Source organism: Candidatus Aquicultor sp. (assembly GCA_036504445.1).
GTDB lineage: Bacteria > Actinomycetota > Aquicultoria > Aquicultorales > Aquicultoraceae > DASXVE01.
The window spans coordinates 1-26,040 of sequence record DASXVE010000009.1; the positions used below are offsets into that span (position 1 = coordinate 1).

A 26,040-nucleotide genomic window follows, 5' to 3' on the forward strand; every position below is an offset into this window, starting at 1 on the left:
CTTTGGCAGGTTAAAGGATGAGTGGGCGGACGTGTTTGCCGCCGCTCAGAGCGAAAGTGAGGTGATTAAGCTTATCAACAAAGCGCTCTCGTACTATAATGAAAAGCGTCGGCACTCTGCAATCGATTATCTTGCGCCGGACGGCTTCATCAAACGAGAGCTTACAGTAGTGACAGTGTAATACCGCCATTCACCTTAGGATTCTTTAATAGTAGTTCAAGTTTTGGGGCGCAGGTCAGTGCCGTTACAAAAGAAATTGATTTCATTATTATATTTAGTCTTTTACTGGAAGCATGATTCTCCTTGATGACAAGCTATTGTAACTGTAACACGACAGTAAAATAAGTAAATAATAAAAGAGGCTGTAAGCCCTAATCTCACAGCCTCTTTCCTCTTCACTACGCTATTTTACGGCTCTTGTCCAGGCACAAGCCCCGGTCACTAACGATTTTCCATTTACCGTCTTCTTTAACGAGGTCGTAATTGTGCTGATAGGCTGTTCTGTTTACAACATCTGTACTCTTTAGCGTTGGCCCATCATGCTTGTACTCAGTCCAGCCCCACTCATCATCAACAACAACATGAGCGGTATCATTATCAACGGATATACCCTTGAAATCACGCGCACCAGGGCCCACAGACCCCAGTTTAGCCGGGACCTTTGTTTTAGTGAAAACCTTAAGGATTTAGGTAAAACCCTAGGGTTATTGACCCCGTTTACCCATCTTGAAATGTGGGAAAATGTACTGCCGATGTTAATGTCGACAACGGAGGTACGTCATGAAAAGAATACTTATTGCTGCGCTTACTATCTTGCTCCTATTGTTCTCCGTCTCACCAAGTTTTGCAGCCGGGCTATCTGTAAAGGCTTCTGTTGCAAAGCCGACTATCACACAGAATTCTAAACAAACGGTTACGGTTGTCGTAAAGGATTTGAAAGGCAAGCCGGTTTTGGGCGCGCTAGGGACCCTGGCCGTGCACTACAAAACAAAAAATATCACGTATGCGATTTCAAAGACAAACACAAAAGGCGTCAGCATCGTGTCGTTCGGTATTGGTCGGGCGACGAAGGGTTTCAAAGTAAATTGCGACGCTGTGATGAAGAAGGGCAAATTAACCGGAGCCGGGCGCACGTCCTTTGTTACAAAATAGATTCTTATCTAGTACAGGAACAGTTCTCCGTCAATAAAGTGAAGTTTATCCAATAATTCCCACAAAGAGAGGTCGGTGAAAACCGATCTCTCTTTGTTTATACCAGAGCTAAATCGGCAATCACCGCTATAATTACACGCCTATACGTGGTAGCTATTAAGGATGAAGTTTATGGACGAGAAGCTAATAGCCTATCCTGAACCAACAGGTGGTTTCGTTATCGCACGCGATGAGGTCGCAGCAGCAGAGCACCCTATCCAAGAATCCGGCTAATGGTGAGGAGAGATGACTGAACGATATTCGATCATTCCTGCCTGTAGCCAGTAGTTGCTTTAATAACCCGTATTGAGTAGGCAACCTGCAGGATTCCGAGGAATGTTAGAATCGCCAGGATGATTATCCCCGCAAGGAATGCCCCCAGTGCCCCGATTCCAATCGTGAGAAAAGCAATAATGTAATGTGGTATTGCGAGTCGGTGTATGGAAGTGCCCGCATGAGAGGGATAAGCGGATAAGAAGAGAGTGCTTAGTGCGAGCATGCTAACTCCAAGTGAAAAACTTAGTATTAAGGCTTGCTGCACGGGTAATATTTCTTGGAAGCCTAATGGAATTATGTGACTAATTCCCACCGCTACCGAAGCGATAGCCATAACGAGCGGCAGGTGTGAGTATAACCATTCTTGGTATCTTACTACATCTTGCATCGATTGCAGGACACGTGTCTCCGCACCCTTTACACCCTCAAAATAACCCCACCAAAGCGTAAAAGCGATCAACAAACCCAGGATACCCGCGACACCAGAGGAGATCTTTAGTCCACTAACCTCAATCCCAATGACTACCGATAAGATCGCCTCTCCGATCACGATGATGGTGAATTGCCCAAAGCGTTCCGGTAAGTGTGCGAGATGCGGTGGCAACTCCGCATGCAACCTGCCTGCAGTAAGCGGAGCCATGAAATCGACAACAACAGCAATAATCCAAAGACCAAACCGATAAGGGGTGGGAACCAAAGTAGATACTGCCCACAATGTGGCGGCAGTGCCAAAGCCTGCTATATACCTGTTTATCAGGGGACGAACGCTCGGTATGTATAGAGCCGCACGTATGTACTCGAATACCAGTATAAACCTTACGGCTGCATAGGAGAGTGCAAATCCAATCGTCGTGATACTCAGCGCGCCCGGAATGTTTACCGCTAAAAATGCTACTGCAATTATCTGTGCCATTGTGAGCAACCGGTGCCCTGTGTCATCCGTATCGAACCGCGTAAGGTAGAAGGTTTGTCCAACCCAGGCCCACCAAACCGGTATGAAAAGTACTGCGAAATCGAGGAAACCTCGCAGGTTGTAACGTGCACCCAGGCCTATTGCCAGTTGCGAGATGGCTGCCGCAAAAATAAGATCATATAACAGCTCGAGCCATGTTGCATGCCGTTCCTGCATGTGATCTCGCCCGGATTGCAGCTTCGGCGGCTTAAAAAGACTTTTCCCAAGCATAACCAGTGACCGTAACTCCTCGTCGAGGGTTTATTGACCGATGTATCTTATATGCCCCAAGGAAGAGGGATAGAAAATGATATTTGTTTTAGCAATATGCTTGCGGGCACTTTTTGCAAGGAGCGATGGCTTTGGCATCTGCCGGGGCTTTTACTTTTCATATTTATAAGACCGGTCGCTAGATTAAAGAATCTAGAAAATCTAGAGCAACGTCCCTTACCTTACAAGCAGTTGCCTATGTTCAGGTATCGGAATATGATACTTAATATGTAGCATTTGTGGGGATAACGAAACCACGGGCATCTTTCTAAAAGGAGGGTGAAGTGGACGATAAAGTCCTGGTGACCTACGCCACCAAGCACGGCGCGACAGCGGAGATTGCTGAGAAGATCGGTCAAACACTTCGTGATGCAGGCTTGCAGGCTGACGTGCTGCCAGCTAATCGCATTAGAGATTTGACCCCGTATAAGGCGGTTGTACTGGGCAGCGCCGTTTACATTGGAGGGTGGCGCAAGGAGGCAGCGAACTTCTTAAGGGCTAACGAACAGGCGCTGGCCGAGCGGCCGGTGTGGCTGTTTTCAAGCGGGCCCACGGGCGAGGGCGATCCGGTGGAGCTGGCGCAAGGCTGGCGTTTCCCTAAGGCGCTACAGCCAATCGCGGACCAAATCAAGCCCCGTGATACTGCCATCTTCGGTGGGGCGCTCGACCCGAAGAAGCTGAACTTCATCGAGAAGTGGATGGTCAATAACGTCAAAGCGCCTCTCGGTGACTTCCGTGATTGGGATGCCATCACTTCCTGGGCTAAAGGCATCGCCGATACGCTAAAGAAAGAAGCGGTCGCCAAATGAGAAACGCGACTATGATAACGGTTTCAACATTCGGCGCTCTTGCGGGGCTGGCGGGTATCGAACATGGTATCGGTGAGGTGCTTCAAGGAAACATTGCTCCCGAAGGGCCGGTGGTCTTATCCTGGCCTGGTTCTTATTCTACTGTCAATCGTTAGCTTCTGGTGGGTGGAGGCTTCGGGCCGCCGCGACCAGGATAAATTCACCGTTAACGTGGTGGCGCGCGCACCTCTCTGTCGGCTTAATCGCCTGGCTGTTCCTATTTCCCGGTTCATCCATCCTCGGGTATTTCTTCGGGGGGGGGGGGGGGGGACAACCCGAACCTGATTCCTATTGTTTTTCTCTTCGCATCAGAGCTAAATTGGCAATCACTGTTATAATTACCTATACGTATTTATGTATTGGATACTAAAGGATGTAGCACTATGGACGAGAGACTAACAATTTATCCTGAACCTACAGGTAGTTTCGTTATTACGCGGGACACGGATGTAATGACAGGCTTTTCAAGCTTCAATGAGGCACGCGACATTGCGATAGCGATTCTCTCCGGCAAAGGGGAATTTATACAAGACCGTGAGCTTGACGATATAAAGGTCGGCAAGAAGGGCGTGAGAGCCGTATTATCCCGTGCCGACGATATAATTGAGGAAAGACGGTACGCATCCAAAAAAGACGGTTCTGTCACGGTCGAAACAGAAGAGCACCCCATCCCAAAATCCGGCTAACTGTAAAGCAGAGATGCGAGGTCTAACGCTTATGACCAGGTCCGATAGGGATTCAGCAAGGCGAAATAAGAGGCGAGCAATCGCAATGGAGCATGTCTCGAACATACCTGACAATGTTCTCGCCACACCGCAAGAGCGGGACTACGATGCCTGTCCGTGCCCCAAAAATTGCACGCTGCATGGCGAGTGCCGCCTATGCGTCGCATACCACGGACGCAAGAACGCGCTGCCTCGCTGCGAGAGGTAGCGCCGCTTACTGATTATTGCAAAACGCTGTTGGCAGTGTTCGGGGATTTACCATCGAAAACAAAAGGATGAACCATGGCTTTAGAGATCAAAACCGTTACATTACCTGACAGACGTCAATTGCTACCTTGTTAAAACCGACGACGGTTGTATCTTGATCGACACCGGATTTTCATCGAGGCGCACTGACCTCGAAAAAGAACTTGAAAGCGATATCGGAATGGCCGAGCATAGAGATATGTTCTGGAACAGAAAAGCCAATATTGTTACCAAAACAATCGCCACGCTAATGCTTTTTGCGCTCAGGGTAAGTAAATTCAACAAATTCACACCCGATCTATATATCGATGAAGGTTTTGATTTCTCTGAGTACGGACTCGACGCCAAAGTGCTTTGCCTGCCGGGGCACTCCAAGGGTTCCATAGCAATTCTGACAACCTGCGGCGACATGCTCTCAGATACTGGCAAACCGGCTGTCAATTCCATTATTGACGATCCGGCGGCAGCGAACGCCAGTATCGAAAAGCTGAAAGGTTTAAAAATAAATGCCGTATACCCAGGGCATGGCAAGCCGTTTACCTGGGAACAGTTTCTGAAGAACAGCAAGTAAAAGGAGGATTAGTATGAATGAGCCTACTGCTAAAACCACAGACTTTGCCTTGAGGACGCTCTATAAGATCGGCGGCGTAGTTGCCCTGTCCATGTTGGCGTTAATCCCAAGCCAGATGGTCATCTTCATCGCCTGGCCGCCGCCTAGCACGGTAATCGGCTACTTCACGCTATTTCAGAAAAACTGGCTGCTAGGGCTCCTCAACCTCGATTTCTTATATATACTGACTAATGTTCTTTTAGTCCTGATATATCTCGCACTCTACGCCGCCCTGAAACGAGCCAATGAGTCTTTAATGGCAATCGCTTTGACCTTTGGTCTCGTCGGGATAGCGGCCTACTTTGCATCGAATACGGCTTTCGAGATGCTCTCCCTCAGCAGCCAATACGCGGCGGCGGCAACAGAAGCGCAGAGAGCGATGTTCCTGGCGGCAGGGCAGGCGATGCTTGCCATCTATAGGGGCACCGCTTTCGACGTGTATTACGATCTCAATGCCGTTACCACTTTGGTAATCTCAGCCGTCATGTTGCGCAGTAATATCTTTAGTAGAGCAACCGCTTACGCGGGAATCGTAACCGGCATATTCATGATAATACCGTCTACAGCAGGGACGATAGGTCTTTACCTTGCAGTCTTGTCCCTCGTTCCATTCGCGGTATGGATGGTCCTGATTGCCCGAAGGCTCTTCCGGCTGGCGCACGATGTTTCTCAAGAAGCTTGACAACCGGTGTTGACCTATTTTGCGGCAATATGGTCAAACACTTTTTGTTCTATTATGCCCGGTGGAAGGCTGGCGCACGTGGCCCTAGTCTACTTGTCGCGCTGAGAAGCCGTACTCGTGAAGGGTACGGATAACCGCCATGAGATGCTCTTCGGAACCAGGCTCAAGTTGGTTGTACGTCGTAAGAGCCAGGGCAGATGTTCCAGCAGTATCAACATGGGGCGTGCTATGGGATTTGCTGAAAATGAACTCGAGCTCTCGCACCGATTTGCCGTCAAGTCCGCTAATATTCGCCTTACCATCTGCGAATTCGACCACGGCGATCCCCAGCGCGGCTCTTGCTTTAAATCTATCAATCACAAACCTAGACATGGAACCTCCCTGGTTTTGAACATAGACAAAATACCAATATTTACCATTATCGGTGCAAAATGTAAGTTGCTTAATGCCCCACCAGGTATTTAATGTAGCCGCAAAGTTGTTTTTACAAAAGGATTCAAATGAAGCTTTCCGCAAATACTATCGAATTATCAAATCGTTGGTTTCTTACACAATGAGAGCCAACGAAATGAATCTCTTGCGCTAAAGAGATATGCTTTTAATAACAAGCACGATCATCGCAAAAACGAACATAGCAATAATGACGCGCAGTAAATATGGTGAGAACACTTTTGGTAGGAAAATATCGGCCAGGCGTTCCTCTTGGCCCCCGTGTTTTTGTGCGAGCGCTGTTAAAGGGCACTTGCCTCTATTTAGGACGAGCACAAAGCCCTCTGCGATTACCACAGCAATTGCAAGAAACACAAGGCGATCTTGTTGCCAGGTCGGGGTGCGGCTCAAAGCCAAGCTTACATAAAATATATAGCCTACGCACGATCCTTCAAAGATAAATATCAGGGTATGAATCGCTCTAATTGCGAACAGCATAAGAACTCCTTCATTTTGCATACAAAGTGATAACTATGAAGGTTATTCTCTAAATGTAAAAGCATTACCTTGCGGATGCAACAAATAACATATAGATAAACATATAATAACTATAAATGATAGTATTTAGATTGTTTGGGGACAATGGTGCTGGTGCACTCCACGGGCTGCAAACCCGTCGGCTGTCCGTAGAAAGGTCGGAGGAGGGTTCGATTCCCCCTTGCCCCCTCCAATTTTGTCGACGATAAAGCGTTATAAATGCTTTAGAAAACAAAAAACCCCGGCTAAGCCAGGGTTTTTAATGTTCAATACATGGCATCTTGCGCTTGAAGTATTCATGCGCAGTGCTTTAGGTTGCGGGTTTTAGCCAACGGCGTTCTTAATACCTACGGCCGCCGCCACCGCCGCCGCCGCCGAAGCCGCCACGGCCGCCACCGCCACCGCCGAAACCTCGACCGCCGCCACCGCCGCCACCGAAGCCACGACCGCCGCCGCCAGTACGACGCTCTTGCGGTTTTGCTTCGCTAACTTTAATGTTGCGACCATCAAGTTCCGAACCATCGAGGGCTTGGATTGCAGCCTTTGCCTCCTCGTCATTTGCCATCTCAACAAACGCAAAGCCTTTACTTCTACCGGAATCCCGGTCCGTGATGAGATTGACTGACTCAACCACTCCATATCCACTGAACATGGTGTTGAGTTTCTCCTCAGTCGTGTCGTAGGAGAGATTTCCTACATAAAGTTTCATAGCCATTCCAAGGCCCCTTCCTCCCGATCGTACGGGATACGTAACTTAACGGCGCTTTTTCTTGCGCCCTACACTGCGCCTCGCTCCACCATCGTAAGCTACCTTAACCGCTGAGGCAACTGTTCGATTTGCGGCCGGCGCAAAATGTTTTTCATATTCAAAGCCGGCAAGTTTTTCGTTTCTCAATGTGTGCCCAATAAGTGCTTCAATTTCACGTAAATTGCCGACTTCTTCTCGCGAGAGAAGACTAATAGCCGTGCCGCGTGCATTGGCGCGGGCTGTACGCCCGATACGATGCACATAGTCTTCCGGATTAGCCGGTATATCGTAGTTGATAACATGCGATATACTCTCGACATCGATGCCTCGGGCGACGATGTCGGTAGCGACAAGCACGCTAATACGGCCTTTCTTGAAGCTGGCCAGAGCGTCTTGGCGCTGTTTCTGACTTCTATCGGAGTGCATTAGTGCGGTAGCTATACCGCGTCTTGAAAGCACCTTACAAAGGAAGTCCGCACGTCGCTTCGTTCGCGTAAAAATAAGGGTCTTATTGAGTTCACGTTGCCGTAAGAGCGCAACAAGTAAATCGGTTTTTTGCATTGCCGCTACAGGGTAGACGATTTGCGTGATCGCTTTAGCCGGCGCGGATGGCTTATTAACCTCGACCTTTATCGGGTTGTTAAGCGTATCATGTATAACATCTGACACCTCTCGCGACATGGTCGCGGAAAACAGCATATTCTGCCGCTTCACAGGAAGCGCTTTGATAATCTGCCTAACATCCGGTAGAAATCCCATATCAAGCATGCGGTCAGCTTCATCGAGGATGAAAATCTCGATGCTTGAAAGGTCGACGTCGCCCCGCCGCATCATATCGAGTAGGCGTCCCGGCGTCGCAACAAGTACGTCGACACCCCGCTTTATAGCGCGGCCTTGGGGAGCATACGGCACACCTCCATAAACGGCGAGCACCTTATGCTCGGTGTGGCGTGCACAGCTTATAGCAACCTCTTCGATCTGGGTTGCAAGTTCTCGCGTTGGTGTGACAATAAGTGCTTTTATAGCTTTATTTTTAGATATCCGCTGGAGTGTGGGAAGAACAAAGGCGGCGGTCTTGCCGCTCCCGGTCTGAGCACACCCGATAATATCCCGGCCGGCTAATGCCTGCGGGATGGCTTTTGCTTGAATCGGCGTGGGTGAGTCATAACCAATCTTCTCTACCCATTCTACCAGCGGCAGCATAAGCCCTAAACGTTTAAATGACATTCTATTTTCTCCTTAACGTGCGTCTATTCAAATAAATCGCACAACAATAATTTCAGACGCAGTTAATCTTAGAGAGCCCCGGGATTTCATATGCAGGACAACTAGCAGTATAAATGCGACGAATCTATTATACTCTTTGTTTCCATCCAGGTCTAGAGCATTACAATCACTGTAAAAATCCGTGGATAATCCATCGGCAAGGCTATCTCTCACACCATAAACTAAGCCGGTTCACTATAGTATTTTACAGCAATTGTACACCTGTAACATAGGCAACCAGGTGTTCGGGGGTTGTTAGCCCCTTCAAATGCTGGTACCATTAAAGGACTTCAAGAGACCAGTTACTTACCGAGAAATCTGCCGCCCATAATATAAGCCCTTGGAGGCTTGCTTTGGGAACAACCATACGGGCCTTCACGCAAAAGAATAGGGAGGGAAGCGCTATGGATACTGCAAGCACAGAAAGAATGCTCATCAACAAGATCAAGAAGCTGCGCAAGCAAGACCATGCCATCGTCGCCAACATTCTTGAACTTCTCTCGGAGCTGCGCAAGGACAAAATCAGCGTCCACCATGTCGATCTTAACCATGCCGATCACTTGGATGATGAGTTCGGGATCTGGAACACGGAACCGGAACGCAAAGAAATTCTGATCAACAAGAACTTGAGTCCCGCGCGCCAGCTGCTGGCGTTACTTAAGTCACGTGACAGCCTGAAGGTGGTCGGCTCTTAGGCTGCAAGCATCATACTCGCACAGGAAAAGCCCGCTGTAGAAGGCGGGCTTTTTATTATTAGAAAAATTTTCCAGATTTTGCTAAAGGTTAGCGCCAAACACCCGATAATTATATTAACAAAGAAATGCAGCATCCCATGAAAGTTAAAGGTGGGGGAGATAGGACCACCCAGGGGCTGCATTTCTTTTTTTGTCTTCTAAAACCTCTTAGCCCGCCCCTTGGGTGCGCGGCTGCAGTTTTCAATAATGAATGAAAGACAGCCCCCATCTTGCCTACATAAATATTTTGCAAATTATTGAAACTCTTTTATTAAGTCAAAGTATTGTTCGCCGATATAAGGAAACATAAGAGAAATTCTTAAAAAGCCTTCAGCAAGCCCCGGCAGTGCCGGGGCTTTTGCAATCCTAAACTCAGCACATGAGCGACCAGCTACCCAGGCGAGCCTAAATACATTGCTAAAGTACCTATAAAGGGCGTATTCTAATATATTAGGGAAACTTATCACAAGGGAGGAATTTAATGGCCAGTACACAATTTCCGCCACGTTCTCCTTGGCGGGCTATGCTTGAAACCGCGTTTTACGCAAATTCGGTTGCTAAAACCACCATGCCCGAGCTTTACGACCTCGCGTTGAAGCAGCCAGAAGTCATAGTAACATCACACCCGTTCTACAAACCGGAGCAATTTGGTCTTTCGCAGGATGCTAAGGTTCTTGCTTCAAACGATGGCGGTATAGTTGGGCGCACTGCCCGGGCACGACGGCTTGTCCGTCAAATGGGTGACGACAAGAGCGAATATTTGAAAATCTTGAGCGAAGCCATATACCAGTTGAATAAGCGCAAGGCGTTATGGCTTGAAGCTATTGTTGGTTTGCACCCCGATTTTATGGTGAAGGCCAACCTTCTAAGTCCTGTAAGCGATGCGAAGAATATGTTTGACTGGGGCGCCAACTTTGCCCCGTGTTTACAACCATGGAGCGACCTGTACCAGCAGTCGAAGCAGATCAATGAACCCGACATCATGGTTCTTGCCGATCCTGAGTGGCGCGACGAACGGTTCCCGGATGGGCTTGTCATTATAGATGAAGATGAGAACTGTACCGCACTCCTTGGTTTGCGCTATTTCGGTGAGAGGAAGAAAGGCACCTTAACGCTGGCTTGGACCATGGGAACCAGGCAGAATATGGTCGCATGCCACGGTGGAATCAAGACTATCGATAAAGACCCGCCGATTGCCGTATTTGGTCTGTCAGGTTCCGGGAAGTCGTCGCTGACAAATAGCCACGACCACGCGGGAACGCTCAAGCCGGAGGAAAAAGTTACCGTCATCCACGACGATGCATTCCTCATCGATCTTGATGCCGATATTACTGTCGCTCTTGAGCCGAGCCTCTTTGATAAAACCGATTCTGTAAAGTTTAAGGATTCGACCATTAAGTATTATTACTCTGCACAAAACATTGGGGTGACAGAGATGCCGGACGGTTCTCGCTTAATGGTCCTGCAAGATATGCGAAATGACAACGGGCGCTGTATAAAATCGCGCGATATGTTTAACCACGCTGATAGCTGCGCGCGGCCGGGAAGCGTTATATGGTTGCAGAAGGACCCATCGCTGCCCCCCGTTTCTAAGGTTGCCGATATAGGGCTAGCAGTTGCGATGGGAGCATCTCTTAGTACGATGAGGGCGAAAGGCGTTGAGAACGTGCCGGCCGAAGAGCTTGAAAAGCTGGTTATTGAGCCTTTTGCCAACCCGTTTAGGGTGCATCCGCTGATCGTCGACTGCCAGCAATTCCGGAAGCTCTTTAAACTTGGAACCGAATGCTACGTCATGAATACGCATGCGTTTGGTTTGCCGGGTACGAAGACGGATATCCCGCTGAAGCTTTCGCTTTCTATCGTCACGAATATAATCAGGGGAACGATAGAGTGGGAAGAGTGGGATCTCTTCCCCGGGCTCATGATACCGAAAAACGGAGCGGAGCTGTTTGGTAGTGATTACGACGGGAAGTATGCACCGACCAGCGATATCACGTACCTGAAGTTCCTGAGAAAGCGCTTGCAAGACCGCATTACTTATCTCTCGAACAAGCGCGATATCGAACAAGATATGGACAGCGCGTTTATCGACCCGTTGGTTACGGCGCGCGTGAAAATCGATAAGATTATTAATCCGATTTAGGGTGCTGCAGCGGGTAGCCAAGTAAGACCTTCCATATGCAGTCGCACAATAGACGGTAAATAGCAAAATAATGCGAAAAGCCCCTCTTATAGCGGGACTTTCCTATCTGCAGCTTCTCACAGGCTATCTTGAGAGCGATCTATTATGTCTTCTAAACCGAGATTGCGGTTGAGGTTGGGCTCATAACTCTTGGCGGCTAGCTATTTGAGCGGTTATTAGCTAAAGTAAGAGTCTGTGAGTATACTAATCTTTCTTAAAGGCCTCATTCTTGGATATGCTATAGCTGCCCCGGCTGGACCGGTAAATGTTCTCTGCATGCAACGAAGTCTTACCATGGGCATGACGGCGGGTTTTCTCTCAGGAGTAGGGGCGGCCACTGCCGATGCCGCTTATGGCTTCATTGCAGCGTTCGGAATAACGCTTATCACCCAATTTATGGTCGGGCAGCAGGGACTACTGCGCTTTGTCGGCGGGCTGTTCCTATGCTGTCTAGGCTACAAAATGGCAAAGAACCGCATTTCAAGGATAGAGCGAGACGTTAACACCATGGATCTCCTGCACGCGTATCTATCGACTTTTTTAATAACGCTCACGAGCCCCGTAACAATCATCTCGTATGCGGCCGTATTTGCAAGCTTTGGTGCCGCGTACTCGGCAAAAGGCGACATACTAACCGGTGCGCTCATCGTACTCGGCGTGTTTACCGGCTCCGTCTTGTGGGCGCTCACCCTGAGCGTTAGCATGCATTTCTTAGGCAACAGGCTAACCCAAGCCCGCTTGCATCAAGTAAACATTGCCTCCGGAGCGGTAGTGGCTCTGTTTGGTGTTGCATCTATCATGGGCACGTGGCTTTAGCTGCGATATTGCGCTTTAGAATGCAAAATCATCCCTCTAGCTTCCTTTGCTTTAATAAATAGAAAGCCGATCTCTCGTGGTCACATTAGTCTTTTATGGCTATGCCGATAAGACCTTCAAACCCGAAGCACTTGCAATGCGTGCTGAAGCGGCGAAGATTATTGCTTTTATAACGCTTGAGCACACCTCGATAGTTTAAGCCTAAGAAATAGCAGATAAATAGTGCTATTAGTACTTTTGGGTGACAAGCTTTCGCTCGTTTTGATACTTATAGGCGACAGGCAAATCCTATATATTTGCCTATAATCTTTTCAGGAGCAAATTAGAAATTTCTAAGGTAAAAGAGAGATCAAGGGGTACGTAAAGCATGAAACCGTTATCTTGGCCGGAGAGCTATAGGATATTGATCGATTTTGAGACTTCCTTATATCTCAATGGGGAGCCTCGTAACGATTTGGTCAGCGATCTAAAGTATAAAAACTATCAACGCGTAGCCGATAGACTTCTAGCGATATGTGACCGTGATATGTCTAACTGCCAATTATGTGACCTAAAAGCCGCTAATTATTGGACCTGCATCTTTACTATACTTGCCCTTCGCATGCTTGCCGGATGGTATCTCGTGCTTGAGCCGAAATGCAATTGCGAGGAGCAAAGAAGGGCCGTTTTCCATGAGACCAGAAAATTGATTGAGCAAATTCTCGCCAACAACCCTGAAGCTTGCAATTTCGATACAGGCCTTCTTTATGAATTTAAAGGAGATGTCGAGATTTTTATCGGTAACGCCGCTGATGCCGCCGATAGCTACACGCGAGCGGCGACCTATTACAATTCGTTCACGCACGAAGAGCAAGCTCAGCTTATAACACACCCAAGCGTTGAGCCGCTCTTCCTGCAATACGATATTATTTGGAAAAACAAGCTTAACAATAGTTTTGCCGATGCGTACGATTTTGTAGATAATTTCGGCAACCGGATTATAAACAAGTTGGCGTACGCAATGTTGCTAACCGTCCGCGAGCCCGATTTAATGGTGTAAGAAACGGGAAGTTTAGTGCTGGTGCGCAGTATCTAAAGTGAGATGCGGCATAGCGCTTGCCCATAGTATGGAATGAATCTTATTGGTTATCTCCACCAATAATCTCCAAGTAAAGCACCCCAGCCGGGGTGCTTTCACCTTTGTTGCAAACGTGCGGACCGAACCTATCAGGACAATGCATACTTACGGCTATTTGCAGCTATAACGCTTGAATGCGATACCAGAAGTACCCTGCAAGTTCATGGAAGCTCTCGGCACTTCTAAGCAAGGATGAGGATGTAGGCGCAAATAGTTTCAGCCTTAATGTGATCGGATCGTAACTTGAATCGGACGGATAGGGGATCACCGTTTTGAAACATTGATTAAAACACCAGGCGGCTCTTCTCATATGCAGCCCGGAAGTAACCAGGCCTATCACGGGCTGCGGCGATTTCTTCAGGATCTTCTCAACCTCACGCGCTTGCTCGAGCGTGGTTTGTGACGAGGTCTCAATAGTAATGCTCTTTGCGGGAACTCCAAAACGAAGCGCCCAGTGCCGCATCACCTCGGCCTCACGCTCACCCGGTTTGCCTTGACCGCCGGACAATATCAAGCGCCTTGCTTTTGCACGCTTAAATGCATCAATACCTGCTACCAGCCGGTCCCAATCGATAGGTTCCGCTTCACGGCGAAAGCCTGTTGAAGGTGCCGCCCCGCCGCCTAGTATCACGATTACGTCGGCTTGTTTGATGTCCTGCACATGCGAGCGCGGCGCCGCGCTTTCAATGGCATAGCTGAGCGCGTTGGCTATAAGACCGGTACTGAGCGCGTAGAGACTAACCGCCGTACCAAGCATAATATACCAACCGAAGCGCAACTCCTTCTGGTTGCGGAGCTCGCGCAGGAAAACAAGCGCTACTATAAGGAGTATGAGGATCCATATAACCGGTTCAAAAAAGAGTTTAAACATAGCTTCTTGCATTGTTTTATAAAGAGACCGCCAAGTCAACCGCTGGTGCGCTGAACAGTGGCTGTGCGGGTTCAGACTTAGTAGGCTATTTGAGGGTTAAAGCGAAAAGAACACCGTGATACACTCTACTAGAACAAAAGGTATATCGAATTCTATAGGGGATTTTTTTAGAAATAACTTTCAGGAGGTTTTAAGGTGGATTCAAAAACGCTCAATAAGATTAGCTACGGCTTATACGTCGTCAGCTCCGTGCAAGGTGATCGCCATAATGGGCAAATCGCTAACACAGTATTCCAAATAACGTCCGAGCCGCCGACGATAGCTGTGAGCATCAACAAAGAAAACCTCACGCACGAGTACATTGAGAGCAGCGGGCTTTTTACCGTATCCATCCTCTCAAAAGAAGCGCCGATGCCGTTCATCGGGCAATTCGGGTTTAAGACGGGGCGTGAGGTAGATAAATTTAAAGGCGTAGGCTACCGGCTAGGCGCAAACGGTTGCCCGGTTGTTCTCGATAACGTAACCGGTTATCTCGAAGCACGCGTCGAGAAAGCCATGGATGTCGGAACTCATACGATTTTTGCCGGGTTGGTAACCGATGCGCAGAGCGTGAGCAACGGCGAGCCGATGACATATGCATACTATCACGAGGTAAAGCGGGGAACGGCTCCGAAGACGGCGCCAACATATATTAAAGACCGGGAAAAGGAAGCTAAGGAGGCTACAAAATTGGATAAGTATACGTGTACGGTTTGCGGGTATGTGTATGACCCGGGGTTGGGAGATCCGGATGCGAGCATAGCTCCGGGAACCGCGTTTGAGGATTTGCCGGAGGACTGGGTATGTCCGATTTGCGGCAGCGGCAAAGACGAATTTGAAAAGGTTGGTTAACGGCTGCAAATCTTTTAATAAATCGCAGGATGCGCTTTTCGAAAACGGGAATACTAAACGAACTAAATACCTTATTGAATCGAGGTGTACACATGGAAGAGCGCAATGAAAACGCCGCGCATGCAGCACAGACACCGGAAGAGCCTACCATGCAACAACCGCCGCGCGAGGAGCAGGAAACACCGCATGAGGCGCAAATGCAAGGGGAGCCACAAGCTACGGCACAACAGCAGGCACAAGGCCCCTCCACCGGAAGGATTGTTGTGGAAGAATTTGCGGTTCGCGGCAACCAGCTTCTTGATACCGTCCAGCGGGTTCTTCGTGAATCGAGCGTACGCAGAATCAAGATTAAGAACCAGGAAGGTAGAACCCTCCTAGATATCCCCGTCTTGGTCGCCGCGGTCGGTAGCGCGACCGCTATCGTGTGGTTGCCGATACTCTCAGCGTTGGCGCTATTGACCGGTTTATTTGCAAACTTGAAGGTTGAAGTCGAGCGCGTCGAGCCGCCTGAAAAGCCGCCCATGAACCGCATGTAGGTTTGCGACAGAGACCCACACTATAATAAAAACCCCGGCCTGCCGCCTGGGGTTTTTATTATATCTACCTTACTCGTTTATATAACTCACGGTTGATATTCCGTGTTTCGCCAATTGTACGGGTTAGTTGTTAATGCTATTATTGGTTCTACTTCTCATGCAAATGCCTACAAAGGTCTGAGGATATCAAAGTTCAGGGGAGAGCGTATGAAACTAACCCAGATTATGGCGCGGGACATTCCCGATGCCTGGTTTCAAGCGATACATGCGGTCGTTGAAGACGGCTTTGAATATACCATCGATCGTGGTAGTTACGAGGGTACTCGTCGAAGAGAACTCGACTTCATAACGATCCGCATTACACACCCAGGTACGCATCCGCTCGTGCCCGATATCCCACCGCACCTCGGCTTAACACCGCCGGCGTCGGAAGAGTATGTCGAGGATTACCTGCGCTACCTTATGACGTCAGAGCGACAGGAGAACGAGCAGTATACATACGGGCAGTATCTTGAGCCGCAGATTTTCGAAGTTATCCGTATGTACAAAGAAGATGGTTTGATGACGAACCAGGCGTGCATGGCCGTCTGCGATGCCGACTCCATCTACCTTGACGATCCGCCGTGCCTGCGGCAGGTCGACACCAGGGTTCGCGACGGTAAACTGCACTTCTTCATCTATTTCCGTTCTTGGGACTTATGGGGCGGCTTCCCGGCTAACTTAGCGGGTTTACAGCTAATGAAAGAGTTCATGGCAAGTGAAATCGGTGTAGAAGACGGAGAGATCATCGCGGTTTCAAAGGGGCTGCATCTGTATGAGTATGCGTGGCCGCTTGCCAATATCAGAATGGGCAAGAAATAAGCTGTTCTACAAGCGCTTTAGCACAATAACCGCCACGTCATCCATAATGTTGCCGCCGGCAAAGCCGGCGCTGTCGCTAACTAATGCCTCGGTGACGTTTTGGGCGGTCATCAAGCTGCAATGCCCAGAGATTGATTCTTGCACCCGATCAAACCCAAAGAGGCCGGTATCGGCTTTTGCCTCGGTAATGCCGTCTGTGTAGAGCGCGAGAACATCGCCTTTCGCGAGCATAATCGTTGCTTGCTCATACGCGACATCGTTTGCTATATCAAAATATCTTGAACGCAGTAACTCGATTTGCTCAATCGTGAGAGATTTTAATGATTGTTGATCCGCGCATACCTTCGAAGATACATCAACTATAGGATGTGAAACGCCAAAAAGCGACAAATAATCGCCTAGCAAAACATATATCGAATTATTGGTCCGTAAAGACGAGTGTGTGGCATCACATACTGTAGATTTGCACTTACAGCCGATTTCTCGTTTAATGAAGAAAAGGGGTGTGTTCAGGGCTTTTAGCTAAAGTGGCTTTTCATTTAAGTTTACATGGATTAAGCCGATAGCGTAGGTATGAGTAGAGTATCAAGTAACGACATGTCAATTGCATGGGTTGATATCAAGCGGATTTTGCATCCCGGTACGCATATCGATGTGCAGCTGGGTGAAGCCGATCTGCCGCTGCCATATACGGTCGTAATGGTATTGGACGAGCCGCTTGTATTCTGCCGGGCAACCGGAGTAATTGATACGCTGCAGCAGAGCCCAACTTCCGCGATGGTGTTTATCCCGACCGCACGAGATCTGTGTCTCTTTAAAGCGACGATCAAGAAAGCTACCGACGGCGGTGCCTATATTGCGCTTGAGCCGACTTCGAAAGCGGAGTTCTTGCGTCACCGGCGCTCGATTCGTGTAAAAACCAAAGACGACATTAATTATCGCGTGCAGTTCGCAGGCAAGAGCAACATCTATAAAGGAATCGCGGTACAGGATCTTGGGCGGGGAGGAATAGGCCTCGTTGTCTACGCCGCCGGCCCTATAGTAGAGCGCTCGCGCGCCGAGGTGCGAATTACACTCCCTGGAATACCGAACAATATTCTTGCGCATGGGATTGTGTCGCACTGCATTCCGTTCAACGATTTGCCTCGCACATACCGTGTGGGGATACAATTTACGAAAATCAGCCCGACCGATCAGCAGCTTATCGCGCTCTATATCGAGCAGGCATACAAAGCCGTACGCGAGCCACAAACCGACGAGTAATTATTTGAAGAATGCCGTGACCTCTGCCATCCGCACTTCCGAGCCGTCCTTCGGGCTGTTGAAGTAGAAAATAATCTTCCCGTGGTCGCCCGGCCGCTTACTATGACAGGATTACTGATTTCGGTAAACGCCCGCAGCTTATCAACCGTAATTGTGCTAGAAGTGACTTTTGCTCCCCGGATAAGGCTCTCGTTACGGGTAAACGGCTGGTCACTCAAGCCGACATGGCCCCACCAATCCTGGATTTCCCGGCCGCCGACTTGCCCCTTACTCTTACCTTCGATAAGGAACGAAACCTTTTTTATATTCGGGAATTCGGTAAGCGTATTAACGATCTGTGCTATGCCCAGCTCTTCTCCGTTTGCTCCGACATTAGCGTTAAGCACCTCTCTGCTGAAATCAACTGTTGCCAGCCCGTCTTTTATATTTACTGCGAGCACTTTCGTAGTTTTCGGGATAAAAGAGGCCAGACCTTGTTGCTCCGGGCCTTTAATAAGTTCTTCAAGCGCCGCTTTTGCGACCGACACGGTTTTTGGAACCGTCCTGCGCTCAGGCACCAGAAACATCGTCGTGCGAAATTCTTTGGCGAAGTAGAGAGTTAATGTCATCTCTTCGCCGCTCGCCGTGGTTGATGATGCTTGCGTGGTAGCCGTTGTGCTTGAAGTCGCGGAATTTACCGTTGGCTGTGACGTCTTTTTTGCGCATCCAACAGCCAAGAGCGCAGTCAAAAGTGATGCAGCGACAAGTAGCAGTACGGACTTTTTCATAGCAACCATCCCATCATAGAAATAAGTGGTTCTTGGTGTATATACTACTATTTACCCAGATTACGGCTAATTGGTCTACAGTATGGTTGGCAGACGGCAAAATCGCTGTGCTTCTGTTTCTACGGGATGCCGATGCAGCCGCCGAAACTAAATGCGTAGAGGCGGATGCCGGGGGGCAGGTTTGTGAGTTTCAAAGTTCCCGTTACGAATTCATCGGCCCTAAAGAGGTTGTACATGCGAGGCTCGACAATAGTTGCCGTTGAGCCTGAAACATCGTTGCCACGGTTGGCGTCGTTAAGCGGCTCATCGTTAAAATTGACATCAAAGCTAAGCGGCCCGTTTGCCGACGTCATAACCAAATTAACGGAAACCGCTTCAATCGGTAACACCAGATAGTCCTCAGGGTTCATACCGCTGTGTTCCAGATATTGACGATCGGCTCGCCAGCGCCCCTGCAGATATATCCCCGGCTTATCGTAGCGGCCGGGCTGCGGGTCTTCATAAGTAAAATCCTCCATAGCACGCAGATCGCCCGGATTGTTTGTATAACCTCGAGAATAACCGCAGTATGTCTCGGGGGTCGGCATGCTGCAGATAGCTTGAGGATCGCCATCGACCGGTATCGAGGATAGATCGAGCTCGGGGTTAACGTGGTTTAAAAGCTGCCGGATCATGAGCTCTGTTTCGTGATAGCCACCCTCTCCAATGTGGTCGAAGTAGATTTTTCCATTTAAGACGATATACTTGCGGGGCCAATATGCATTGGCGTATGCGTGCCATATCTTAAAATGGTTATCCAGCACGACCGGGTACTTGATCCCGTAGCGCTCAATCGCCCAGCGAACATTATCCGGGTCGCGTTCGAAGTCGAATTCCGGCGAATGAACCCCGATGATTGTAAGTCCTTTGTCGCTGTACTTATTATGCCAATCTACCAGATATGGCGCTACGCGGATGCAGTTGATTCAGCTATATGTCCAAAAATCCACGATAAAAACGCGGTTTGGCGTGCCGCGGATACTGATGGGCGGCGAATTAAGCCACATGTCCCCACCTGCTAATTCCGGAGCCGATAATCCGACTGATTGGCGAAATATCTCACGAAAGCTCATGGGCACTATGTACCCAAATGAGTGCGAATTATACATATAACTAGGGGTTTTCACACTAACATAGTTCACAAGTAGTTGCGTCTATTGGCAAAAAGATGCCCTTTAATCCGCAAAACGTGCCGTTAGCCATTTTTTTATTAGATGTATGGATGTGCGCAAGTACACTTGATATATGGGGTATGACGCCACACCTATATCTCCAACCGGGAGCTTAAAGACGCACATGATAATATCACTGGCAGGGCTTCGGCGCTGCCTATTGTAGCAATCCCTTTAAACCCCAACAGGACATGAGCTGCTTTACCAGGGCGGCTGTAATATATCGCACGGTATCAAGATTGTCTTTATGTCGTAAAAGAGAAAAAGGGGGCAATTATCAATGAGTGACCACGGTTTTAGCGTTTTACTGGATGAGCAGCGGGCTTTCCCGCCGTCGCCCGAGTTCAGCGCCAATGCGTATGTTAAGAGCATGGCGGAATACGAAGCGATGTACCAACGCTCAATCAATGACCCGGATGGGTTCTGGGCAGAAATGGCGGAAAAAGAGCTTACCTGGTTCAAGAAATGGGACAAGGTGCTCGGCTACGACTTCAATAAGCCATACATAAAGTGGTTCGAGGGAGGCAAACTTAACGCCTCATACAACTGCTTGGACAGGCATGTTGCTACATGGCGCAAGAATAAAGCAGCGATTATCTTTGAAGCCGATGATGGCAGCTATATGACTTATACTTACGAACAGCTCTATTACGAGGTTAACAAGTTCGCCAACGTCTTGAAGAAAAAAGGCGTTAAGCGAGGTGATAGGGTAACGATCTACCTGCCAATGATCCCCGAGCTGGCAATCTCCATGCTGGCTTGCGCTCGTATCGGCGCTATTCATTCAATCGTCTTTGGCGGCTTTAGTTCACAGGCGCTCAGCGATCGTATTCAGGATGCCAGTTCCACCATGCTCATTACGGCAAATAACGGCCTCCGTGGCAGCAAAGCCGTTCCGCTTAAGGCCAACGCCGATATTGCGGTTGCCGATTGTCCGACAATCGAAAACGTTATCGTTGTAAATCGCACCGGCGAATGCAATATGGTAGAAGGCCGCGATTGCTGGTGGCAGGAGGAAATGGCGGCAGATGATATTAAGCCGTACTGCGAACCCGAGCACATGGATGCAGAAGACCCGCTCTTTATCCTGTACACATCGGGTTCAACCGGCAAGCCGAAGGGCGTGCTTCACACGACCGGCGGTTATACGCTTTTCGCCAGCCTCACGTTTAGGCTTACCTTCGATTGTCACGAGGAAGACACCCACTTCTGCACCGCCGATATCGGCTGGGTAACGGGGCATAGCTATATCGTCTACGGCCCGCTCGCAAACGGTGCGACGAGCATTATGTTCGAGGGTGTCCCAACATATCCGAATCCAGGCCGGTTCTGGGATATTGTCGACAAACATCAGGTAAACATCTTCTACACCGCGCCGACCGCTATTCGTTCGCTGATGAAAGAGGGAGAGACCTGGGTTAATAAGTACGACCTCTCGTCGCTTAAAGTGCTCGGTACCGTTGGTGAGCCGATCAACCCGGAAGCGTTCATGTGGTATCACACCAATATTGGAAAAGGGAAACTCCCAATTGTCGATACCTACTGGCAAACCGAGACCGGCGGCTTCTTGATCACACCGCTACCCGGGGCGATGACCCTAAAACCAGGCTCGGCCACCAGGCCGTTCTTCGGCGTAGAGCCGGAGGTTATCAAAGAAGACGGCTCACCGGCACCGGTTGATGAAGGCGGCTACTTGGTTATCAATAAGCCGTGGCCGGGTATGCTTCGCGGCACCTACGGCGATCCTGAGAATACCAGGATTAAAGAAGTCTACTTCAGCCGCTTCCCCGGCAAGTACTTCACCGGTGACGGCGCCCGCGTCGATAAAGACGGCGACTTCTGGCTCATGGGCCGCATCGATGATGTTATCAACGTCTCGGGCCACAGGCTCGGTACGGCCGAGGTCGAATCGGCGCTCGTCGCTCACGCATCGGTAGCAGAGGCCGCAGTCGTCGGCTTCCCGCATGATATCAAAGGCGAGGGCATCTATGTCTACGTCACACTAAAAGACGGCTTTGAGCCTTCACTAGAGCTGCAAAAAGAGCTGGTAGGCCATGTTCGCAAGATTATCGGCCCTATTGCTACACCGGATAAAATGCAGTTCTCACCGGGCCTGCCGAAGACCCGTTCCGGAAAGATCATGCGCCGTATCCTGCGCAAGATCGCGCACAATGAGCTCGATAGCCTCGGCGACGTTTCAACACTCGCCGATCCGAGTGTTGTCGAAAGCTTGATTGCAAATCGCCAGTAAAAAGCTTAGACACCGTATGGTGTGTATATATTCACAGCAAGGGCCGGTTTTTGTAAACCGGCCCTTGCTGTACCGCTAATATTCTATTCGGGATTGCTCGCTTGCATAGGTATCAGATTGTATGGGATGTAAGGGTATAATTATCTAGTTATTAAGATTTACGTTCACTTAATAATAAGAAGGAGAGCATGGGATGAACAAATTCAAGCTTAATAAAGAGGATGCCGTCCTGCTTGTCATCGATATTCAAGATAAGCTTGCAGCCGCGATGCCGCAGCGCCAACCGGTAATCGATAATACGGTACACCTCATTGAGCTGGCGAAGATGATTAAGCTGCCGGTCATACTTACCGAGCAATACCCGAAAGGCCTTGGTTCAACCGTCGATGAGATTAGAGAGGTACTGCCGGCATACAAACCCCTTGAAAAGATTACATTTGATTGTTGCGGCGCGGATGGGTTTTTTGATGCGATGCGGCAGACAGGCCGGCGTTCAATAGTTGTTGCCGGGATGGAAACGCATATTTGCGTATTGCAGACTACGGTTGGGCTGATCGAAGCGGGATACGACGTTCACCTTATATCAGACGCAATCTGCTCGCGCACCAAAGAGAATTGGAAAATCGGCCTGAGCTACATGCAGCAGGCCGGTGCTGTTATTACTTGCACGGAAACGGTCCTTTTTCAGCTTTTTGGAAAAGCCGGCACGGAAGAATTTAAGATGGTATCCAAGCGCATTAAATAAAACCATCATGTGATTACTTATTTCTCGCACACCTACCAAGCGCACTTCTGCTAGAATTATTATGACCAAGCCGACAGCCTAAGCCACTCTACAGGAGAGCGGTTTGCGGGAAACCGCCGGGCTGAGTGCAACGCGCGTGTAATGGGTACACTACAAGAAAACGAAAGGGCTTATCAAGTATGTCACATATTCACCTGCCGGATGGAGTTATACCGGTTGTCTGGTGGGTTCTCGGGTATATAATCGTAGGCATTCTGCTGGCGTTTGCGTTTAAAAGAACACAATCAACCGAAGGCAGAAAGAGGGTTCCGCTTCTGGGCATTATGTCGGCTTTGATGCTTATCGGCCAGTCGGTGCCGCTGGGAATTATTCCGTTTCACCTGAATCTTGCGGTACTCTCGGGGATAGTGCTCGGGCCGTGGCTCGGCCTTATCGCGGTATTTACCACAAACATATTTCTGGCGTTCCTCGGGCATGGGGGAATCACCGTAGTCGGGCTTAATACGCTGGTTGTAGGCAGCGAAGCGGTTTTTGGCAGCTTGCTATTCAGATTCTTCAGCGCGCATTTTTCGTCGGTTCGTGCCACGGCGGTTGTGACTACCGTGCTTACGCTTTCGATCTCAATATCATTGATGGTCGGCGTAGTTTCGTTGTCACAGATTAACCCATCACTCTTGCTGGAGCACGTGAAACCCTCAGCGGCAACCGGCGCGATAGTTATTTCGATTCCAAGGTTTGTCGGTATTATCGCGCCATTTGCGGTGATCGGCATAATTATCGAGTCGTTTGTTACGGCCTTTGCCATTCGGTTCTTACTCAGCGTGCGCCCGGATATCGTGGAGAGTTGATGTAAATGGATATTTCATATATCGATAATCTAGCAATCAATACAAAAAGCCCGGTGCACAAAGCATCGGCGATCTCAAAAATCGTCCTCGTTGTGCTCGTGATCACCGCCATAATCGTCACCGCCAACCCCCAAGCACTCGCGATATGTTTTATGCTGCTTGTCGTTACGATCTTACTTGCGCGACTGCCCGTCGGTCGAATCCTGGCCATGACAGGTTACGCGTTTTTCTTCAGCCTAATTTTTGCGTTTAGCGAGGTAGAGGGAGGAATAGATGCCCGCGTAACCATTATTTTAAAGTCGGTTACGGCCGCACTCTCACTAATTTTGCTGATAACGACGACACCATATCCGCAAGTTTTCGCGCTTTTCCAGAAGGTGCTTCCCAGCGTAATGGTTGATGTAATGCTCGTGACCTACCGATCGTTCTTTATCCTGATCGGCCAGATCAGCAGTATGATTACGGCGATTCGCATCCGGGGCGGGTATTCCTCTCGGGCGGTATTTAAGAATCTTAGCAGTATAGGGCGTATTGTTGGCAACGGCATCATTCACGCCTGGGAGTTGAGCGAGAGCATGCAGGATGCCATGTACGTGCGCGGTTATAGCGGCCGCCTTCCGGCCGGATCTTCGTGGAATAAAATCGGCAAGTACGATATACTACCGCTTGCAATAGGTGTAGCGGTACTCGCTGTGGCGGTGTTGGTATGAGTAAAACGGCAAAAAATGAAGTCGCGAAGGTAAGCTGCATTCGCCATATATATCCGGATCAAACAGAAGTAAAGATCTGCGGCCTTGAATTTATTGTTCGTGAAGGCGAGCGGGTTGCGATACTCGGGCCGAACGGGTCGGGCAAAACCACGCTCTTGAACCACTTAATGGGGCTATTAAAGCCGGTTGAGGGTACAGTGAGCGTCTTCGGCGTTGATCCCAATACGCACTTTGACGAGATCCGGCAAAAGATCGGTGTTGTTTTTCAAAATGTCGACGCCCAGCTTATTGCACCAACGGTGTGGGATGATATTGAGTTTTCGCCGCTTAATTACGGGTATCCACCTGAGAAAATAAATGCGCTTGCCAACGAGATTGTTGAGCTCATCGGCATTTCAAATCTGACAAAGAAAATCACTCACTATCTGAGCGGCGGAGAGAAACGTAAAGTCGCCCTGGCCGGGGCGATGATCACGCACCCCAAGCTCCTTATCCTCGATGAACCGTTCGAGGGGCTTGACCCTCGTTCAAAAACCGATATGATTGGCCTGCTTAACACCTTCAATCGCGATTACGGAACCACGCTTATTCTCACAACACATGATGTAAACGTCGTCCAGCACATTGCCGACCATGTGTATGTAATGGCGCACGGTAATGTATTGCTGTCGGGCAGCCCGGATGAAATCTTCAGTAAAGTAGATCTTATCCGCTCGATAAACCTGGAGCCGCCGCTTATCTCGGAAATTATCGCCGGCTTAAGGGATAAAGGGATCTACATAGAGGTCACCGATGATGTAAGCGAGCTTGTACGCGATATCGCCGAGCTTATACGCCCAACCGATGATGCTTCCGCGATATAGGCAACGAACCTGACAGTGACCTTCGATATTCGCGCTATCTCCGTTTACGCTTATACCGTTGCCCCAAGCCGGCGCTGCGCCCTTCTCTGTAACACATGGTAATAATTGACAAAATACCAGAATTTTGTGATTTTGTGCAGAGATTTGGGAATTAATATAGGGTGACTACTGATTCCTATCGAGAGTGCTCAAACATCATGAGGTGATATTATATTGCAAGAGAAAAAGCTTAGTGATCTTACAGTTAAGCGTGCGGTGGTCAACAACGTACACATGATCATTGCGAGCGGCGAATGCGATCTCTTCTCGGTGCCCCTTCTCAAGGATGAAATGACGGAAGTCATAAATGAAGGACATAAAAAGTTGATCGTAGATGTTAAGAGCCTGAAGTACATAGACAGCAGCGGGCTTGCAGCGATTCTTTGGGCGCGGCACAAAATCGAGGAAACCGGCGGCAGTCTCGTTATGATTAGCAATACCGAAAGGCTTGGGCGGATGTTGCGTCCCATCGGGAACCTGCTTAGCGTCACATCATCAATCAAGGAGGCGCTTAAGCTTCTCAACAAGAGAAGCTTAAGCTCGGCGTAAGAGAAG

At 49.1% G+C, this 26,040-nt stretch carries 32 protein-coding genes; 22 read left to right on the plus strand and 10 right to left on the minus strand.

All coding sequences use genetic code 11. The features are described from left to right. Positions 1–181, plus strand: a 181-nt coding sequence (locus VGK02_01075) for an integrase core domain-containing protein (GenBank protein HEY3373643.1), incomplete at its 5' end; no start/stop codon positions are given. Positions 182–398: 217 nt separating this feature from the next. On the opposite strand, the gene VGK02_01080 is transcribed toward VGK02_01075, so the two are convergent. Beyond that, on the minus strand, positions 399–638 hold the full coding sequence (locus VGK02_01080) for a hypothetical protein (GenBank protein HEY3373644.1): 240 nt from the start codon (positions 636–638) through the stop codon (positions 399–401). A 142-nt stretch (positions 639–780) separates the two neighbouring features. On the opposite strand from VGK02_01080, the gene VGK02_01085 reads away from it, so the two are divergent. Next, complete coding sequence (locus VGK02_01085; protein HEY3373645.1) at positions 781–1,152, plus strand: hypothetical protein; 372 nt, start codon at positions 781–783, stop codon at positions 1,150–1,152. Positions 1,153–1,456: 304 nt separating this feature from the next. Here the strand turns inward: VGK02_01085 and VGK02_01090 are convergent, their stop codons facing one another. Next, positions 1,457–2,650: a low temperature requirement protein A gene (locus VGK02_01090; protein HEY3373646.1), complete on the minus strand. Its 1,194-nt coding sequence runs from the start codon at positions 2,648–2,650 to the stop codon at positions 1,457–1,459. Between the two features lie 323 nt (positions 2,651–2,973). On the opposite strand from VGK02_01090, the gene VGK02_01095 reads away from it, so the two are divergent. From VGK02_01095 to VGK02_01115, 5 genes are all read left to right on the plus strand, one after another. Beyond that, on the plus strand, positions 2,974–3,498 hold the full coding sequence (locus VGK02_01095) for a flavodoxin domain-containing protein (GenBank protein HEY3373647.1): 525 nt from the start codon (positions 2,974–2,976) through the stop codon (positions 3,496–3,498). After that, complete coding sequence (locus VGK02_01100) at positions 3,495–3,653, plus strand: hypothetical protein (GenBank protein ID HEY3373648.1); 159 nt, start codon at positions 3,495–3,497, stop codon at positions 3,651–3,653. The genes VGK02_01095 and VGK02_01100 overlap by 4 nt, the downstream gene beginning before the upstream one ends. A 267-nt stretch (positions 3,654–3,920) precedes the next feature. Further along, a complete protein-coding gene (locus VGK02_01105) occupies positions 3,921–4,223 on the plus strand; it encodes a hypothetical protein (GenBank protein ID HEY3373649.1) in 303 nt (100 codons plus the stop codon). Between the two features lie 352 nt (positions 4,224–4,575). Continuing rightward, on the plus strand, positions 4,576–5,079 hold the full coding sequence (locus VGK02_01110) for an MBL fold metallo-hydrolase (GenBank protein HEY3373650.1): 504 nt from the start codon (positions 4,576–4,578) through the stop codon (positions 5,077–5,079). A gap of 13 nt (positions 5,080–5,092) precedes the next feature. Beyond that, a complete protein-coding gene (locus VGK02_01115; GenBank protein HEY3373651.1) occupies positions 5,093–5,800 on the plus strand; it encodes a DUF4386 family protein in 708 nt (235 codons plus the stop codon). An 84-nt stretch (positions 5,801–5,884) separates the two neighbouring features. Here the strand turns inward: VGK02_01115 and VGK02_01120 are convergent, their stop codons facing one another. The 4 genes from VGK02_01120 to VGK02_01135 form a co-directional block, all read right to left on the minus strand. Beyond that, positions 5,885–6,172, minus strand: a complete 288-nt coding sequence (locus VGK02_01120; protein HEY3373652.1) for a hypothetical protein — start codon at positions 6,170–6,172, stop codon at positions 5,885–5,887. Positions 6,173–6,382: 210 nt separating this feature from the next. After that, positions 6,383–6,727 (minus strand): hypothetical protein, encoded by a 345-nt coding sequence (locus tag VGK02_01125; protein ID HEY3373653.1) that lies wholly within the window; start codon positions 6,725–6,727, stop codon positions 6,383–6,385. A 379-nt stretch (positions 6,728–7,106) separates the two neighbouring features. Next, on the minus strand, positions 7,107–7,481 hold the full coding sequence (locus VGK02_01130) for an RNA-binding protein (protein HEY3373654.1): 375 nt from the start codon (positions 7,479–7,481) through the stop codon (positions 7,107–7,109). Positions 7,482–7,520: 39 nt separating this feature from the next. Then, on the minus strand, positions 7,521–8,741 hold the full coding sequence (locus VGK02_01135; GenBank protein HEY3373655.1) for a DEAD/DEAH box helicase: 1,221 nt from the start codon (positions 8,739–8,741) through the stop codon (positions 7,521–7,523). Positions 8,742–9,184: 443 nt separating this feature from the next. On the opposite strand from VGK02_01135, the gene VGK02_01140 reads away from it, so the two are divergent. From VGK02_01140 to VGK02_01160, 5 genes are all read left to right on the plus strand, one after another. Next, on the plus strand, positions 9,185–9,475 hold the full coding sequence (locus VGK02_01140) for a hypothetical protein (protein HEY3373656.1): 291 nt from the start codon (positions 9,185–9,187) through the stop codon (positions 9,473–9,475). 520 nt (positions 9,476–9,995) lie between these two features. Further along, complete coding sequence (locus VGK02_01145) at positions 9,996–11,657, plus strand: phosphoenolpyruvate carboxykinase (ATP) (protein HEY3373657.1); 1,662 nt, start codon at positions 9,996–9,998, stop codon at positions 11,655–11,657. Between the two features lie 234 nt (positions 11,658–11,891). Further along, positions 11,892–12,512, plus strand: coding sequence for a LysE family transporter (locus VGK02_01150; protein ID HEY3373658.1), 621 nt, complete (start codon positions 11,892–11,894; stop codon positions 12,510–12,512). 76 nt (positions 12,513–12,588) lie between these two features. Next, positions 12,589–12,711, plus strand: coding sequence for a hypothetical protein (locus tag VGK02_01155; protein ID HEY3373659.1), 123 nt, complete (start codon positions 12,589–12,591; stop codon positions 12,709–12,711). Positions 12,712–12,879: 168 nt separating this feature from the next. Then, entirely contained in the window at positions 12,880–13,551 is a 672-nt protein-coding gene (locus VGK02_01160) for a hypothetical protein (GenBank protein ID HEY3373660.1), read from the plus strand. 199 nt (positions 13,552–13,750) lie between these two features. Here VGK02_01160 and VGK02_01165 read toward each other — a convergent pair whose 3' ends face one another. Further along, positions 13,751–14,500, minus strand: coding sequence for a YdcF family protein (locus tag VGK02_01165; GenBank protein HEY3373661.1), 750 nt, complete (start codon positions 14,498–14,500; stop codon positions 13,751–13,753). A 195-nt stretch (positions 14,501–14,695) separates the two neighbouring features. Between VGK02_01165 and VGK02_01170 the strand changes: the two genes are divergently transcribed. From VGK02_01170 to VGK02_01180, 3 genes are all read left to right on the plus strand, one after another. After that, positions 14,696–15,391, plus strand: coding sequence for a flavin reductase (locus tag VGK02_01170; GenBank protein HEY3373662.1), 696 nt, complete (start codon positions 14,696–14,698; stop codon positions 15,389–15,391). Positions 15,392–15,483: 92 nt separating this feature from the next. Next, on the plus strand, positions 15,484–15,927 hold the full coding sequence (locus tag VGK02_01175; protein HEY3373663.1) for a DUF4342 domain-containing protein: 444 nt from the start codon (positions 15,484–15,486) through the stop codon (positions 15,925–15,927). 207 nt (positions 15,928–16,134) lie between these two features. Further along, positions 16,135–16,788: a thymidylate synthase gene (locus tag VGK02_01180; GenBank protein ID HEY3373664.1), complete on the plus strand. Its 654-nt coding sequence runs from the start codon at positions 16,135–16,137 to the stop codon at positions 16,786–16,788. A gap of 6 nt (positions 16,789–16,794) precedes the next feature. Here the strand turns inward: VGK02_01180 and VGK02_01185 are convergent, their stop codons facing one another. After that, a complete protein-coding gene (locus tag VGK02_01185; protein ID HEY3373665.1) occupies positions 16,795–17,178 on the minus strand; it encodes a SpoIIE family protein phosphatase in 384 nt (127 codons plus the stop codon). A 183-nt stretch (positions 17,179–17,361) separates the two neighbouring features. On the opposite strand from VGK02_01185, the gene VGK02_01190 reads away from it, so the two are divergent. Then, positions 17,362–18,051, plus strand: a complete 690-nt coding sequence (locus tag VGK02_01190; protein HEY3373666.1) for a PilZ domain-containing protein — start codon at positions 17,362–17,364, stop codon at positions 18,049–18,051. Here VGK02_01190 and VGK02_01195 read toward each other — a convergent pair. Both VGK02_01195 and VGK02_01200 read right to left on the minus strand, forming a co-directional pair. Beyond that, positions 18,000–18,818, minus strand: coding sequence for a GerMN domain-containing protein (locus VGK02_01195; protein ID HEY3373667.1), 819 nt, complete (start codon positions 18,816–18,818; stop codon positions 18,000–18,002). The two genes, VGK02_01190 and VGK02_01195, sit on opposite strands and share 52 nt — an antisense overlap. Before the next feature lie 119 nt (positions 18,819–18,937). Then, entirely contained in the window at positions 18,938–19,621 is a 684-nt protein-coding gene (locus VGK02_01200; protein HEY3373668.1) for a hypothetical protein, read from the minus strand. A gap of 688 nt (positions 19,622–20,309) precedes the next feature. On the opposite strand from VGK02_01200, the gene acs reads away from it, so the two are divergent. The 6 genes from acs to VGK02_01230 all read left to right on the plus strand — a co-directional run bounded on the left by acs (position 20,310) and on the right by VGK02_01230 (position 26,034). After that, entirely contained in the window at positions 20,310–22,280 is a 1,971-nt protein-coding gene (gene acs, locus VGK02_01205; GenBank protein ID HEY3373669.1) for an acetate--CoA ligase, read from the plus strand. Positions 22,281–22,473: 193 nt separating this feature from the next. Continuing rightward, complete coding sequence (locus VGK02_01210; protein ID HEY3373670.1) at positions 22,474–23,025, plus strand: hydrolase; 552 nt, start codon at positions 22,474–22,476, stop codon at positions 23,023–23,025. Positions 23,026–23,204: 179 nt separating this feature from the next. Further along, positions 23,205–23,873: an energy-coupling factor ABC transporter permease gene (locus tag VGK02_01215; GenBank protein HEY3373671.1), complete on the plus strand. Its 669-nt coding sequence runs from the start codon at positions 23,205–23,207 to the stop codon at positions 23,871–23,873. Positions 23,874–23,878: 5 nt separating this feature from the next. Continuing rightward, positions 23,879–24,583 carry an energy-coupling factor transporter transmembrane component T gene (locus VGK02_01220; protein ID HEY3373672.1) on the plus strand — a complete coding sequence of 235 codons (705 nt, stop codon included), beginning with the start codon at positions 23,879–23,881 and terminating at the stop codon, positions 24,581–24,583. Beyond that, positions 24,580–25,446, plus strand: a complete 867-nt coding sequence (locus VGK02_01225; GenBank protein ID HEY3373673.1) for an ATP-binding cassette domain-containing protein — start codon at positions 24,580–24,582, stop codon at positions 25,444–25,446. Before VGK02_01220 ends, VGK02_01225 begins: the two co-directional genes overlap by 4 nt. A gap of 213 nt (positions 25,447–25,659) precedes the next feature. After that, positions 25,660–26,034: an STAS domain-containing protein gene (locus VGK02_01230; protein HEY3373674.1), complete on the plus strand. Its 375-nt coding sequence runs from the start codon at positions 25,660–25,662 to the stop codon at positions 26,032–26,034. Positions 26,035–26,040: the final 6 nt, after the last annotated feature.

Bases quoted from the DNA above. Each gene is read 5' to 3' on its own strand.
- VGK02_01105 (HEY3373649.1), top strand. From the start codon at position 3,921: ATGGACGAGAGACTAACAATTTATCCTGAACCTACAGGTAGTTTCGTT.
- VGK02_01090 (HEY3373646.1), bottom strand. From the start codon at position 2,650: ATGCTTGGGAAAAGTCTTTTTAAGCCGCCGAAGCTGCAATCCGGGCGA.
- VGK02_01125 (HEY3373653.1), bottom strand. From the start codon at position 6,727: ATGCTGTTCGCAATTAGAGCGATTCATACCCTGATATTTATCTTTGAA.
- VGK02_01135 (HEY3373655.1), bottom strand. From the start codon at position 8,741: ATGTCATTTAAACGTTTAGGGCTTATGCTGCCGCTGGTAGAATGGGTA.
- VGK02_01220 (HEY3373672.1), top strand. From the start codon at position 23,879: ATGGATATTTCATATATCGATAATCTAGCAATCAATACAAAAAGCCCG.
- VGK02_01210 (HEY3373670.1), top strand. From the start codon at position 22,474: ATGAACAAATTCAAGCTTAATAAAGAGGATGCCGTCCTGCTTGTCATC.
- VGK02_01225 (HEY3373673.1), top strand. From the start codon at position 24,580: ATGAGTAAAACGGCAAAAAATGAAGTCGCGAAGGTAAGCTGCATTCGC.
- VGK02_01085 (HEY3373645.1), top strand. From the start codon at position 781: ATGAAAAGAATACTTATTGCTGCGCTTACTATCTTGCTCCTATTGTTC.
- VGK02_01165 (HEY3373661.1), bottom strand. From the start codon at position 14,500: ATGTTTAAACTCTTTTTTGAACCGGTTATATGGATCCTCATACTCCTT.
- VGK02_01115 (HEY3373651.1), top strand. From the start codon at position 5,093: ATGAATGAGCCTACTGCTAAAACCACAGACTTTGCCTTGAGGACGCTC.
- VGK02_01120 (HEY3373652.1), bottom strand. From the start codon at position 6,172: ATGTCTAGGTTTGTGATTGATAGATTTAAAGCAAGAGCCGCGCTGGGG.
- VGK02_01100 (HEY3373648.1), top strand. From the start codon at position 3,495: ATGAGAAACGCGACTATGATAACGGTTTCAACATTCGGCGCTCTTGCG.
- VGK02_01130 (HEY3373654.1), bottom strand. From the start codon at position 7,481: ATGGCTATGAAACTTTATGTAGGAAATCTCTCCTACGACACGACTGAG.
- VGK02_01180 (HEY3373664.1), top strand. From the start codon at position 16,135: ATGAAACTAACCCAGATTATGGCGCGGGACATTCCCGATGCCTGGTTT.
- VGK02_01140 (HEY3373656.1), top strand. From the start codon at position 9,185: ATGGATACTGCAAGCACAGAAAGAATGCTCATCAACAAGATCAAGAAG.
- VGK02_01160 (HEY3373660.1), top strand. From the start codon at position 12,880: ATGAAACCGTTATCTTGGCCGGAGAGCTATAGGATATTGATCGATTTT.
- VGK02_01195 (HEY3373667.1), bottom strand. From the start codon at position 18,818: ATGAAAAAGTCCGTACTGCTACTTGTCGCTGCATCACTTTTGACTGCG.
- VGK02_01145 (HEY3373657.1), top strand. From the start codon at position 9,996: ATGGCCAGTACACAATTTCCGCCACGTTCTCCTTGGCGGGCTATGCTT.
- VGK02_01190 (HEY3373666.1), top strand. From the start codon at position 17,362: ATGAGTAGAGTATCAAGTAACGACATGTCAATTGCATGGGTTGATATC.
- acs (HEY3373669.1), top strand. From the start codon at position 20,310: ATGAGTGACCACGGTTTTAGCGTTTTACTGGATGAGCAGCGGGCTTTC.
- VGK02_01175 (HEY3373663.1), top strand. From the start codon at position 15,484: ATGGAAGAGCGCAATGAAAACGCCGCGCATGCAGCACAGACACCGGAA.
- VGK02_01215 (HEY3373671.1), top strand. From the start codon at position 23,205: ATGTCACATATTCACCTGCCGGATGGAGTTATACCGGTTGTCTGGTGG.